11 protein-coding genes are annotated in these 14,322 nt (G+C 36.5%); 8 read left to right on the top strand and 3 right to left on the bottom strand.

What is annotated here, in order from left to right; genetic code table 11:
• Positions 1-2: 2 nt before the first annotated feature.
• Complete coding sequence (locus JP39_RS05720) at positions 3-1,664, bottom strand: Rqc2 family fibronectin-binding protein (protein ID WP_041501086.1); 1,662 nt, start codon at positions 1,662-1,664, stop codon at positions 3-5.
• A gap of 137 nt (positions 1,665-1,801) precedes the next feature.
• Between JP39_RS05720 and JP39_RS05715 the strand changes: the two genes are divergently transcribed.
• From JP39_RS05715 to JP39_RS05700, 4 genes are all read left to right on the top strand, one after another.
• The gene (locus JP39_RS05715) at positions 1,802-2,668 is read left to right on the top strand and encodes a DegV family protein (RefSeq protein ID WP_041501103.1); all 867 of its coding nucleotides are present in this window, start codon (positions 1,802-1,804) and stop codon (positions 2,666-2,668) included.
• Between the two features lie 802 nt (positions 2,669-3,470).
• Complete coding sequence (locus JP39_RS05710) at positions 3,471-4,718, top strand: CAP domain-containing protein (protein ID WP_041501085.1); 1,248 nt, start codon at positions 3,471-3,473, stop codon at positions 4,716-4,718.
• Between the two features lie 77 nt (positions 4,719-4,795).
• Positions 4,796-5,272 (top strand): helix-turn-helix domain-containing protein, encoded by a 477-nt coding sequence (locus JP39_RS05705; protein WP_041501689.1) that lies wholly within the window; start codon positions 4,796-4,798, stop codon positions 5,270-5,272.
• Positions 5,254-5,946 carry an IS630 family transposase gene (locus JP39_RS05700; protein WP_137619794.1) on the top strand — a complete coding sequence of 231 codons (693 nt, stop codon included), beginning with the start codon at positions 5,254-5,256 and terminating at the stop codon, positions 5,944-5,946. Before JP39_RS05705 ends, JP39_RS05700 begins: the two co-directional genes overlap by 19 nt.
• Positions 5,947-6,376: 430 nt before the next feature.
• Here the strand turns inward: JP39_RS05700 and JP39_RS05695 are convergent, their stop codons facing one another.
• Positions 6,377-6,964, bottom strand: a complete 588-nt coding sequence (locus JP39_RS05695) for a site-specific integrase (RefSeq protein WP_041501603.1) — start codon at positions 6,962-6,964, stop codon at positions 6,377-6,379.
• A gap of 481 nt (positions 6,965-7,445) precedes the next feature.
• Between JP39_RS05695 and JP39_RS05690 the strand changes: the two genes are divergently transcribed.
• The 3 genes from JP39_RS05690 (at position 7,446) to JP39_RS05680 (ending at position 12,796) form a co-directional block, all read left to right on the top strand.
• Positions 7,446-9,539, top strand: coding sequence for an LTA synthase family protein (locus JP39_RS05690; RefSeq protein WP_048698962.1), 2,094 nt, complete (start codon positions 7,446-7,448; stop codon positions 9,537-9,539).
• 79 nt (positions 9,540-9,618) lie between these two features.
• Positions 9,619-9,876 carry a type II toxin-antitoxin system Phd/YefM family antitoxin gene (locus JP39_RS05685; protein WP_245626365.1) on the top strand — a complete coding sequence of 86 codons (258 nt, stop codon included), beginning with the start codon at positions 9,619-9,621 and terminating at the stop codon, positions 9,874-9,876.
• Between the two features lie 232 nt (positions 9,877-10,108).
• Positions 10,109-12,796, top strand: a complete 2,688-nt coding sequence (locus JP39_RS05680) for a cation-translocating P-type ATPase (RefSeq protein WP_048698967.1) — start codon at positions 10,109-10,111, stop codon at positions 12,794-12,796.
• A gap of 103 nt (positions 12,797-12,899) precedes the next feature.
• Here the strand turns inward: JP39_RS05680 and JP39_RS05675 are convergent, their stop codons facing one another.
• Positions 12,900-13,646, bottom strand: coding sequence for a hypothetical protein (locus JP39_RS05675; RefSeq protein ID WP_137619778.1), 747 nt, complete (start codon positions 13,644-13,646; stop codon positions 12,900-12,902).
• 371 nt (positions 13,647-14,017) lie between these two features.
• Here JP39_RS05675 and JP39_RS05670 point away from each other — a divergent pair, with 371 nt between their 5' ends.
• Positions 14,018-14,272, top strand: coding sequence for a hypothetical protein (locus tag JP39_RS05670; RefSeq protein WP_041501607.1), 255 nt, complete (start codon positions 14,018-14,020; stop codon positions 14,270-14,272).
• The last annotated feature ends 50 nt before the right edge of the window (positions 14,273-14,322 follow it).

The raw sequence follows: 14,322 nt of genomic DNA, 5'->3' as shown, positions 1-14,322 counted from the left end.
TTTTAATCCTCTTTTAAATCAGCAACTAATTTACGGTCAGGATCAACTAGGATTGTCTTTTGTCCTTCAAAGATTACAAAACCAGGTTTAGCGCCATTAGGCTTTCTAATATGTTTGATTTGAACGTAATCAACGGGAACCTTACTTGAATCACGTGCTTTAGAGTAATAAGCAGCAATCGTAGCAGCTTCAGTAATTGATTGTTCGTCAGGATCACTCGTCTTTAAGATAACGTGTGAACCAGGAATATCCTTAACATGGAACCAGTAGTGATTCTTTTGTGCTAATTTCATCGTTAATTGATCATTTTCCAAGTTGTTCTTACCAACAGTAATTTCAACACCATTAGTTGACTTGAAATCCTCACCAATCTTCTTTTTACGTTTCTTAGGAGCGTTCTTACGCTTCTTCTTGATATAGCCAGAATCAATCAACTCATCAACGATTCCGTCCACATCCTCGATATCAACGTATTCAAGGGATGCTAGAACTGACTCTAAGTAGTTGACCTCGTTAGTCGTAATCTCTAGTTGTTCCTTGATATGAGGAATAGAATTTTGTAACTTACGATACTTCTTGTAATAACTTTGGGCATTAAGTGAGGGTGAGTACTCAGGATTTAACTTGATCGTCACTTCTTCATTATTATAGTAGTTAGTCAAAGTAATCGAACTTGAACCATGCTTAATCTGTGACATATAAGTCGTTAATAGTTCGCCATAGAGATTGTACTTAGCCATCACATCAGTAGCGGATAACTGTTGATTGAGCTTTTTAACTTTAGACTTATCCTTCTTCAAGATAATACCCAAACGGTGGGTCACGCTCTTAGTTTGCTGTTCAATCCGGTCAAGGCGAGCCTTATCAAGATAGTAATTATCTAGTAGCTCGCTAAGTGAAGGATAGGCGTTGACCTCAGTTGTAGTATTGCTAAAGCTAATTGGAAAGAATCCTAATTTATGCTTATTGTTATTGGCAGCGTTAGGATGTAAATTCTCTTGATAACTCTTGAGAAAATCATCGAAACTATTGCCTTGTGCAATATACTGTTCCAACTCAGCTGATGTGTCTAAACCGATACCTTCGTATTTTTGACGAATATCAGCGGCTGACATGCCAGTTAAATCATCACCAGTTGTTGAAAATGGATTGATTTTATTTTGTGCGGGCGGTAATTTATAATCGTCACCTGGTAACAAACCACGAAAACTATTATTCTCTGGTGAAACTCGTTTTATTAAATCAATAATTTTACCAGTTTCCTTATTGATCAAGAAGATATTGCTGTGACGAGCCATAATTTCGGTAACTAATGTATAGCTGTGAATATCTCCTAATTCATTTTTAGCTGAGAGGTCGATTGAAACGACTCGGTCATTATTTAATTGTCTGAAATCCTCGACGATTGCACTAGTAATATACTTACGTAAAGACATTACAAACGTCGATGGTTTAGCAGGGTTGGCAAATGGTTGTTGCGTTATTTGAACTCTTGCATATGAGGGATGTGCTGACAATAAAAGTTGACGATTCTTACGATTGCTTCTCACTGTAAGAATCAATTCATTGGCGAATGGTTGTTGGATTTTGCTAATACGACCACCGCGGAGGTTCTGATTTAATTCGTTTACCATAGCGTGCGTAAACATTCCATCAAAAGACATATTTTGCTTCCTTTCTTAAAACTAAGCGATAATTTCTGAAACTTTTAATATGTAACAAATATAAAATAGCGTGAATATGATATAATCTAATGGTTATCCAAACATTTTACGTAACCAAACAAGGAATTGATAAATTTATGAAAATAGCCATTGTTACAGATAGTACATCTTATTTGCCACAAGAAACAGTCGATAAATATAATATAACAGTTGTGCCAATAGAGGTAGTATTTAATACTAAAACATATCGTGAAGATATTGATATCACTACATCCGAATTCTATGATTTACTACAGAAATCACCAGAATTACCTTCAACAGCTCAACCCTCAATGGGTGAAATGCTAAAGGTATACGATAAACTGGCTAAAGAAGGCTATGATACCGTAATTTCAATTCATTTAGCAAGTACAATCTCTGGATTTGTTAATAATCTTAAGAGTGCTGCTCAAGCAATCGACAACATCAATGTAGTTGTTTATGATTCGCACATCACCGTTCGCTTAATGGGTTATTTGGCTCAGGAAGCTGCACGAATGGCACAAGATAACAAACCAGTAGATGAAATCATTGATCGTTTAGATGCCCTACGTTCATCAATCGGCGAAACTTTCGTAGTTGATGATTTGAAGAATTTAGTTAAGGGCGGCAGATTATCAAACACTTCAGCTGTAATTGGTACTGTATTAAATATTAAACCTTTATTGGAATTTGACAATGAATCACATAAAATCGTTGCTTACGATAAAGTGCGTTCAATGAAGAAAGCCAAGTTAAAGGCAGAAGAGAAATTAAATGCGGCCGTGGATGCCAGTCCATATCCTTTGAGACTACTAGTCTTAGATGCTGATGATCCAGAAGCAGGAGACCGTTGGGCTGATGAAGTCCATGAAAGATATCCTGATGCCACATTAGAGCGTTCGTACTTTGGACCAGTTATCGGAGTACATTTAGGAAAAGGCGCCTTAGCACTTGCCTGGATACGTGACTTCGACAAATCATAATAGAATTTTTTGATACCTTACGGGTTAGATTCGTAGGGTATTTTTGTTTTGTCGCCTACGGGTGTCAGTAATATAGTTCAAGCTATGGGGACCGGCTCGAGCCAAAAGACGGTCTCGAACCTCGATTTTGAGCTTCGCAAAGTACGCGAATCTCAAAACTCGTCCCGTGGTGTAACGGCTAAAGCCGTAACTCCACCCGCATAGCATGACTATATTACTGACGCCCTCCGGCTATTCTTGGACTTGATTTTAGTATTATTTTACATAATTAATAATAACCAATCGAACATTGACTGCTGATTTTGGAGTCACTTGTGAAATAATACTGAAAGATAGGAATTCAATATTATGAATATGAGTGCGATATAAATTGATTTTATTAAATAATCGATGGATAAATTACAAATAACGTATTAAATAACAGCAACGAATAAACTAGCCGAAGGCAGTAAGAAATGTAGACAGCTGTGGAGGTGGCGTTAGTGCTTTAGCACTTACACCACAGGGCGACTTTGGAGACTTGCTGAACTTGCAAGGCTTCAAATCGAGGGCCGAGACCGTACTGTGGCTCGGGCCGGTCCTCATAGCGGCTACATTTCTTACTGTCTTCGGCGGCACAAACCAAAAGAAAAATATTTATTTCAAACCTTTTCAAAGAAAGTTATACTTAAGTAAGTGGAAAAGTTCCTTTATTTACCGGAATAATATAAAATGTTTATTATAAATAGTACTTTATTAATACATCCATTGAGTTAAAATAAACATAACCATTATGTTCACATTGAAAAGGGGAGTAGTATTCATGTTTTCTAAAACGAAGAGAGCAGCTATTTTAGTAGCTGCAAGTGCACTTCTTGCTACAAGTTTGGGAGGTAATATTGCGTATGCCGATGCAACTGCAAACGTCAATAACGCTTCCACAGTAACAACGACTAATACCAACTCTAGTAGTGATACAGATGTAGCCACTGCCACTAATGATAGTGTCGACCCTAATAAGACGGTTACTACCACTTCAACCAATGACACTACAAATTCTAATTCTTCAACAGTTGCAAATACTCAAGCAAGTTATAACAATATTGATATTGCTTCAGTTAAAATGGCCATGTTGTCAGAATTGAACCGTTTGAGAGCTCAAAATGGATTGTCAGCTTTGACATCTGTAGGCGTTTTGAACAATTATGCTCAAGCTAGAACAGATTCATTTACAAGTACCGGTGGCGTTGATAACCATGCTGGCTGGAATTCAACTAACATGTATCCTTACAATTTGACCGCTGAAGAAAATATTGCTCAGATGCCTTTCTCAATGATTGGTACAACTGATGCGGCTGCAATTGCACAAAAGATTACGCACGAATTTTATAGCGAAATGTATGATTCAGAACCAAATTTTGGTCACAGAAAGAATATGCTCAATCCTTATATTAATTATGTCGGAATTGGTGTAAGTATTTCTAATAACGGTATGGTTTACTTTTCACAAGAAATGGGTAATGACCAAGCTTCATACAGCAAGTATGATCCTAGTGACGTTTACTCATACTTCTTAACTAACAACAATGATTACGCTAACGTTTCTAAATATGATGTAGCCGATGCTGGTAAGACAAGTGCCGATTATGTCAAACGTGATAATTACGTTACTGCTGATTTACGTGGTGGAGTTTCAACAAAGAATGTTGTCACACCACTATACGACCGCTATGGTAATAGACGAACAGATTTGGAACTAGCACCAAGTACTGACTGGATCTCTGATATGATTGCTATTATCAACGGTAGTACATTCTATCATGTAAGTACCAATGGATTCGTTTCAGCTAATGACGCGCTACCTTGGGCATCATTCCTAGCAGGTGCTAGCGTCACAGCTACAACTAATGCTAAAATTTATGACAACAACGGTCACTATACTGGTAATACAGTAAATGCTAACAGCAAATGGAGCACTGATCGACGTGCCGTAAATCCATTAACTGGTGTTAAAATGTACCGTATCAGTACCAACGCTTGGATTCAACAAAATCAATTAGTTCAAAATTAATGTTAAACCAACAGACTAGTGGAGCGTAGCTTTCATATCTGTATTTCGATATAATCAATTCAAAAAGGACAATCCTCATGAAATCGAATAACAGACCAGTTAAACAACATATTTTTCTTTCTGATGATCAAGTTACTCGTCTAAAAAATCTTTTGAATTCTAAAAGTCTTAATAAAACCGTCAAACGTCGGATTCAAGTATTGCTAGACTTAGATGAATCTCATGGTGAAATCATGACTAGAATTGAAGTGGCTAAGATGAATCGTTGCAGTACTGGAGTGGTTTATGCCGTCATCAACCTTTTCTTCGAAGGCGGTATCGATGAGGCCATCACTATAAAACGTAATAGTAATTCGGATCACGCAAACCAAAAATTAACAGCAGAAGATGAGGCAAAACTGATTGCGTTAGCCTGTGGCCCCGCTCCAGAAGGCTACACGAGATGGTCATATAGCTTATTGGAAGAAAAGTCAGCGACTATACTCGAACATCCTGTGAAGCGTGATGCCATTGCACGCAAGCTTAAAAAAATGAAATTAAACCATACCAAGTAGAGAGTTGGGCGAACCCCAAGCCAGATGATGGTGAATACGTTGCCCACATGGAGGATGTTCTAGACACATATGCCCTACCATATGATAGTAATCGACCATTAGTTTGTTTGGATGAGAAGCCGTATGTACTTCACGGCGATGTTTCCAAACCACTTCCAACTCGTAGAATGAAACCCAAGAAAATTGACTATGAATACACTCGTAATGGGTATTGCGCAATAATCAGTTTGATTGAACCATTAACCGGTAAACAATATGTGGACGTCCGAAAACGCAGAACCTCACGCGATTTCGCGGAGGTTATAAAATGGTTGGTGGATGACCTGTACCCATCTGCCGATAAAATAATTTTAGTAATGGATAATTTGAATATTCATAAAATAGGATCACTATATCAACGTTTCGAGCCAAAAGAGGCTCGTCGATTGGCTGGTAAATTAGAAATACACTACACACCCAAGCATGGGAGCTGGTTAAATATAGCTGAAATTGGCTTGAACTTGTTGAGTCGTCAATGTCTGAATCGGCGTATTCCAGAAATCAAACAACTACGTCAAGAAGTGACAACATGGTGTAGCGAACGTAATGAAAAGAATCTATCAATAGATTGGCAATTTACAACAGCAGATGCACGCATAAAGTTACATTCGCTTTATCCAAAGATAGAAGACTGATTATGTCTAGATATGAAAGCTATACTCCACTAGTAAATTAGTTTGTTGGTTTTTTTTATTGAAGTATGCCGTTTCCAGAGCTGAGAGTATTCATTCTGCTGCGCGGTACGGTTCGAGCCACAGTACGGTCTCGAACCTCGGTTGAAGCCTTTCCAAAAAGCGGAAAGGCTCCAACTCGCCCGGTGGTGTAATGACTAAAGCCATAACGCCACTTTCGCGGCAGATGAATACTCTCAACTCTTCCAACTAGTTTATTTTTTTATTACATGGAATATTCAATGGAAAGTTTTAATTATTACTTTGAACTAGGACTGTTATTGTAGATTTGAAATTTAAATTTTTCATTTTAGCTCAAAACGACCGGTAATCCTAAAATTAGGTTACCGGTCATTTTTTTAATACTTATAAATTAGTCATGTTTTGTCTCACTTTATCCAAAATCAACCTGATCTAACATCTGTTCACGTGATTCCTGATCCAATCCCAAATAGGCAAGGGTCATTTGCTGACTACTGTGGTTTAACAAACGCATTACTAAAGCAATATTGTAATTTGACTGAATATAAACACGATAGGCTCCAGTTTTTCGCATCGTATGCGTACCCAAATAATTGATATTTAACAAATCTCCAGTTTTGGCCATGATCTTATAAAATTGTTTTTCAGACACATGGCGTTCGGGACGTTCCATTGAAGGAAACAACCAATCTGATTGTACATGATTCTCTAGCAACCATTTTTGGTAAATTAATAGGTCACGCTTAATTGGACGCAAATATAACGTATTTGGTTTACCGGTTTTCTTATCGTGAATATAGGCATTCTTTCGCAGCTCATCGTAGTCATCAAAAACATCACTGTATTTTAAAGACATGACATCGGAGACACGCAAAAGTGTTGCTTTGCCAGTTTGAAAAATTGTGTAGTTGCGTCGACCATATTTGAAATTTCGTAAGAGGGTATTTTTGACTTCATTTAGTACATTAGTGTCTTTTATTGGTAAAACTAGCTGTTTCATAGGTCCTCCATCATGGGGACTATTATTTAGTATTTTAATTAAATAGACCCTGTAAATATATTGTATTTTTTACACGCTGATACGTCAACTTTTTACAGGGGTTATTTCTTACAAATAGCCCCCGTTTTTCGGCAAAATCACTCATTTCGTCGAATGTTAATTCTACGGTCAAGTTCACTTCTTGGACGACCAAGTGTAGATTTGTTGTCCATAGAATTCGTCTCTCAGATTATAGGAACTTAAATAGTTTTAAATATGAGGCTAAATCGTTCTTGTTCCTTTCATACACAAAAGTAGTAGACTTTTAGGTATAAAAGGAACATGACAATATCAGGAAATTTAGTTACAAAATTCACAAAACTTATTGAAATAGGAATTTCTCCTTTGTATACTGAAAGTGTAAGCAAATCAGGAGTACCAAAGAGCATTAGTAAAAATATCTTACTAATGCTCTTTTCATACCCAGATTAGGTAGTAAAAAATGATGAATAAAAAAGTTTTAACAAACTTAACCAGGCAAAAGGTAATTTTATTACTTTCAGCTTTACTTTGGATTGAGACGATTATTGCGTACTTTGTGGATTTCAATTTAGGAATTGAGGGACCGCTACAGATTTTAATAGCTCTCTTCAACCCATTCGGTTTTATCTTGTTAATTTTAAGTATCGCTAATTACATCGTTCGAAAAAAGACCTTCACAACAGCGATTATTATATTGTTTGCTTTAGAAACGATAATTTTAATAGCCAACGTAATTTATTACCGTGAATTCTCGGATTTTATTTCCATTGATACAATATTAAGCGCTCAAAAATTCAACGGAGCGATGGGAAAGAGTATTACGACATTACTAATGCCACAAGACTGGATTTATTTAATAAATTTGGCATTAATAATATTATTACCATTTATGATTCATAGATATCTTCAGACGCAACCAACTAGAATGGTTAATAAGGTTGCACTCACATCGGTTGGTATGCTGTTAGTCGTGGTAAATTTAACTATTTCAGAAATGAATCGGCCTCAATTACTTGGGAGAACTTTTGATCAAACCTATATCGTGAAATATCTAGGACTTAATTTTTATACTTTATATAATTCAGCAAACAAAGTTAATGAAGATACTGAAAAAAATAACGTAACTACGATTGATATAGATTCCCCTTTGAAGGTAGTTGATTCTATATATGCCAAACCAAATAAAAAATACTTCGGGATTGCTCGAAAGAAAAACGTTATCATAATACATCTAGAGAGCTTCCAACAAGTTTTGATCAATATGAAGGTCAACAATCAAGAGGTAACACCATTTTTAAACAGTTTATATTCTGACAAAAATACGATAAGTTTTCCTAATTTCTTTCACGAAGTTGGTCAAGGGAAAACTAGTGACGCTGAAATGATGTTAGAAAGTGGATTATTTGGAATGCCCACAGGATCATTCTTTAATAAACTTGGACCATCCAACACATTTCAAAGCGCACCAGCCATATTACAACAAAAAGAAGGCTACACAAGTGCAGTATTCCATGGAAATGTAGGTAGCTTCTACTCGCGAAGTAAAGTTTATAAAAATATGGGATATAATTATTTCTTTGACCAGGGTTACTTTGACCAAACGGAAGATTCTAATATCGGCTTTGGCTTAAAAGATAAGTTGATGTTCCAAGAAAGTGTTAAGTACTTAGAAAAATTACAGCAGCCTTTTTACGTAAAATATATTACACTAACTAATCACTATCCATTTGATTTATCCGAAGAAGATAATGATGGATTTGTGAAGCCAACAACTCAAAATAATGTGGTAAACAACTACTTTGAAACTGCACATTATCTCGACGCTTCTTTACAAGAATTCTTTAAATACCTCAAACAAAGTGGTCTGTATGATAAGTCTATGATTGTTTTATACGGTGATCATTATGGGATTTCCGATGATAAAAACACTGCATTGGCTCCATTGCTGAACAAAAATCCCAACACATGGAATAAATTCGATAACGCTCAATTACAAAGGGTTCCATTCATGATTAATATGAAGGGACTTTCAGGTCACGTCGACAATGAATATGGCGGAGAAATAGATGTTTTACCAACAATTTTGCATTTATTAGGTGTTAACACTCGAGGCTATATCCAATTAGGTACGGATTTGTTATCGAAGCAGCATGATGGAAACGTAGTATTTAGGGATAATAATCTGATTAACAAGAACTACACTATTTTTAAAAATTCTAAAGGATCTTTTGATGTATACGACAATAAAGATGGAAAGCTAATTGATTTGAATAGTTATCCAGGTTTAGAGGAAAATATTGCTCAAATATACGAAAAGAAACAGGAGTTACTAAATACTTCAGATACTGTTAATAATAAAAATCTTTTGAGGTTCTACACTCCCACAGGGCTCAAACCAACGAATCCTCAAGAATATGATTACGATCACGAAGAAAACAAATTAAATGAAATTAATAATTCGTTGGGTAATGCCTCAACTAGTTTATATTCACAAAACAACGATAAGACAACTACCTCACTCTATGAAACCAATGCCCCAGAGGCAGGAAACTGAGTGTAATCATTTGACGGCCTTGATACTTGCATATAATCTCTATATTAGTTGAATGTTGGGAGTGATAACATTGGAAAAAGTGACAAACTTAGCTCATGCTAGAGAAAATCTAAATGACATCATCAAGTCAGTGAATAACAATTCGACTCCAATTGAAATAATCGGACCAACACCGGATGAAAGTGCAGTAATTATGAGTTTGAAAGATTATCGGTCATTTAAAGAGACGTTGTATCTATTAAATGATGGAACTCTGAACAAAGTTCATCAAAATATGACTGATAATGCCAAAGAAATGGACATAACCGGTGGTATTGATTGGGATAAAATCAACTAGTTGTCCCAGTTTGGTGTTTAAGGCAAATTATGGATGAAATCAATTGCTTTATCTCAAAATATCATTTATACTGATTTCAACACAAGGGAGTAACTTGCAGAATTAAAGTTGCCTGTGACAAAATCGTCAGCAAGACCTTTTGGTCTGGTTTTGTCTTAATTAGTGAGACTTGTACGCTATTTAGCGTGCAAGTCTTTTTTTATCCCTGAGAGTAATAAGAGGAGGACATATTTTGAAAGAGAAAAACAGTACGACCCGTTACTATTCTTTAGATAAAGCATCACTATTTCAACAATTCAAAACGAGTACGGAGGGACTGAGCGAACAAGACGTTAAACAACGTTTAGAAAAAGATGGTCCCAACGCTTTAGCTCAAGGTAAGAAACAAACCATCATTCAGAAATTCTTCAATCAATTTAAAGATTTCATGATTATTGTTTTACTTGTTGCTGCCTTTATCTCTGGTGTAGTCGCACAAGAGTGGGCTGACGCCGCATTGATCTTGGCTGTTGTAATCATCAATGCCGTCTTTGGTGTTTTCCAAGAGTCAAAAGCTGAGGAAGCTATTGATGCCCTAAAGGAAATGTCAACACCAGAAGCTCATGTTAAACGTGCGGGTAAATTTGCCACTGTTAGTGGTGAAAACCTAGTTGCCGGAGATATTGTATTGCTTGAAGCTGGGGATATTGTTCCAGCGGATATTCGGTTACTTGATTCAGCTTCAATGAAAATTGAGGAATCCGCATTGACTGGTGAATCGGTTCCAGTTGAAAAAGAAATTGATCTATTACCTGATGAGGATATTCCTTTAGGCGACAGAAAGAACATGGCTTACATGAACAGTAATGTTACTTATGGACGTGGTTTGGGTGTCGTTGTCGCTACCGGTATGAAAACAGAGGTTGGTCATATTGCTGGTATGATCAACAAAGCTGAAGATAGCAGCACACCACTGCAAGATAATTTAAATTCTCTAGGAAAGACCTTGACATGGTTGATTCTCGTAATTGCAGCGGTTATCTTTGCTGTTGGTATCTTCAATAATCCTTCGGGATTACCAATGAATGAACTAATTATTGATATGCTTCTAGTAGCGATTTCACTTGCTGTTGCTGCCATTCCTGAAGGCTTACCAGCAATTGTTACTATCATTTTAGCTTTGGGAACTACTAGAATGGCTAAGCGTAAAGCTTTGGTCAGAAAGCTTCCTGCAGTTGAGACACTAGGTAGTACCGATATTGTTGCTTCCGATAAGACTGGTACTTTGACACAGAACAAGATGACTGTCGAGAAAGTTTATCAGTATGGTAAATTACAAGATGCTGCTGATGAGATCTCAGGAAACGATAAAGTCTTGCAAGTTATGACATTTAGCAATGATACTAAGATTCAAGCTGACGGTACACTCGTTGGTGATCCAACTGAAACAGCTTTAGTTCAATTCGGATTTGACCACGATTATCAGATTGAAGAGGAGCTTAAAAAGGAACCTCGTGTTGCTGAAGTTCCCTTTGATTCCGAGCGTAAGTTGATGTCTACGATTCATAAATTGGCTAATGGCAAGTTCTTGGTAGCTGTCAAAGGTGCTCCCGATATGTTGTTACAACGTATTACTGAGATTCAAGCTAGTCCTGATGAAGTTAGAAAGTTCACCGAAACTGATAAGGACGCCATTCTCAAACAAAATAAATTTATGGCTACTCAAGCATTGCGTGTCCTAGCCATGGGTTACAAGATTATCGATTCAATTCCCCAAGAAGTTAACTCTGATACAGTCGAAAATGATCTTACTTTTGCGGGACTGATTGGTATGATTGACCCTGAGCGTCCTGAGGCTGCCGCTGCAGTTGCTGACGCTAAAAAGGCTGGTATCCGTCCAATGATGATCACTGGTGACCATCAAGATACTGCCGAAGCTATTGCCGCCAGATTGGGTATTATTGAACCTGGTGACGATGCTGCAGTGATTACTGGTGCTCAATTAGACCAAATGAGTGATAAAGAATTTGCTAAAAAGGTTAAAAATTACTCAGTTTACGCCCGAGTTTCGCCCGAGCATAAAGTTAGAATTGTTAATGCTTGGCAAAAGAAGGGCAAAGTCGTTGCTATGACTGGTGACGGTGTCAATGATGCTCCTGCCTTGAAATCTGCTGATATCGGTATTGGTATGGGAATCACCGGAACTGAAGTTTCCAAGGGTGCTTCAGATATGGTTTTAGCTGACGATAATTTTGCTACTATTATTGTCGCTGTTGAAGAAGGACGTAAAGTCTTCTCAAATATTCAAAAATCAATTCAATACTTACTTTCAGCTAATTTAGGTGAAGTTTTAACGTTATTCATGATGACACTTCTTGGTTGGGATATCTTATTGCCAGTTCAACTATTATGGATTAACTTGGCCACAGATACGTTCCCAGCGATTGCTTTAGGGGTTGAACCAACCGAACCAGGTATCATGGATCGAAAACCTCGTGGACGAAAATCTAGTTTTCTAAGTGGTGGTATCGGTTCAGCAATTGTTTACCAAGGTATCCTCGAAGGACTTATCACATTGGGCGTTTACGCGTCAGCATTGATGTTCCCAGTTCATACAGGTAACGCTGCAATGCATGCCGACGCCTTAACAATGGCTTACGCAACATTAGCATTGATTCAGTTGTTCCACGCATTTAACGTTAAATCTACTTACCAATCAATCTTCAAAATTCATCCATTTAAGAACAAAGTATTTAACATTGGAGTTGCTGCATCATTTATCATGGTAGCTGCCACAATCGTTGTTCCCGGATTCAACAGTTTATTCCACGTTTCAGAGCTTAATTTAGTGCAATGGTTAACTGTACTAGGAGCTGGTATTTTGATGATTGTTATCGTTGAATTAGTTAAATTGGTTCAACGTAGTAATGGTAAAAAGTAATAATATAAAATTAAAAAACAATTAAATTCTTAATTAAGGAATTAAATCGTTTTTTTATGGCTTCAGTCAAATTAACGTTAACATGGTGTTCGAATATAAAACGTTACTGTTTACTATTAATCAATTTATTCATTCCATCATTCATTTTTTTGTCGTCCTTAGCATTGAAATCATTTTGGCTCCAATTACTATCTGAAGTACCGCCACCAATAGATTTTGCTTCCGGTGTTCTTCGATATTGTCCATCTTTATCTTGAAAAAAGACAGACTTATGTGCAAATTGTGTTAACCAAAACTCTCCAGGTATATTGTTTGTGCCTGATTCAGCTTTAGAAAGAATCATTGCTATTTTTTCTCCAGCCCTTGGCAAACGATCTTCACTATACTCAACAGTGACTACTTTATCAGATGTATTTTCAGTAGCGATATTTCCTCCTAGAAACATTACCCGGATGATCTTATTTTTCTGAGAGCTATCTCCATGTAGAACTTTCTGCACACCAACGTCGGCGATTGTATGGGGTAGATCATTAGATACAAAACTATTCGATCCAGTTACTTGTCCGACTATTGTCAGTTGTCCAGAATTGACCATTTTAGAAAAGGTGGAAGGGTATCCTACAAAATCCATTTGTGCTCCGGCCTGAATCTTTTCATGACTGTAAAATTTGCGATTGACTTGTTCCGCGGTCCTCTTATCAATAAATTCTTTTGGCTGTTTCACTTTATGTTTCGATATTACTTCTTCATTAACAATCTTTTTTGATCTAACGTTACTCACGTAATATGTTGTAAAGACCGCAAATAGGGCCAGTGCAGCAATACCGGTCATAATTAATCTCTTATTCAACTTTTTGCTCCTTAATATAAGTGATTGATTTCTATCAAATCATTAGCTATGAGTTAGTCATACGAACCATATACAATTGAACATATACAAGATCAATTTCTTCAGTTTCAGTTTACAGGAACAGAGCTATGGAAACCTGTTTATTAGGCTTTCTAGAAATTGTTTCTCGGTATAATTCTTTAAAGATTCTGAAGGTAAAATAATAATAATGATCAATATAAAAACGATTAAATTCTTAATTAAGGAATTTAATCGTTTTTGGTTGATTTAACAATGTAAAGAAAGATTTACAAACATATAGTCAAATCCAATATTTTTAATACATTTAATCTGATACACTAAACTAACTAAATCAGACGAGGTTTATACGAATGCATACACGATTATCAAAAGGTCCTAAAAATAAAGATATCCTGTCGATTGTGATACATTGCATGTCCGAAATCGTATTTCAGATATTAATGGTTGGTTCAATGCTTTTTAATTATCCAATCGTAGCATCGATTCGAAGATTGATCTTCTGGATTGCAATTGTAGGATTGTTCTTTGGATTTTTCCCGTTGTTCTTTGTTATTTGGATAGGAGTGTGGGGCTGGTCATTAGTTTTAATGTTGATGGGGAAATGACTATTTTCAGATTTATGTATCTAAGGTTACATAATACATATTATGAGAAG

This window comes from Companilactobacillus heilongjiangensis (assembly GCF_000831645.3).
In the GTDB taxonomy this organism is placed as follows: domain Bacteria; phylum Bacillota; class Bacilli; order Lactobacillales; family Lactobacillaceae; genus Companilactobacillus; species Companilactobacillus heilongjiangensis.
Note: the sequence above shows the minus strand (reverse complement) of the source record. Positions and strands in the feature narration are given on the sequence as shown.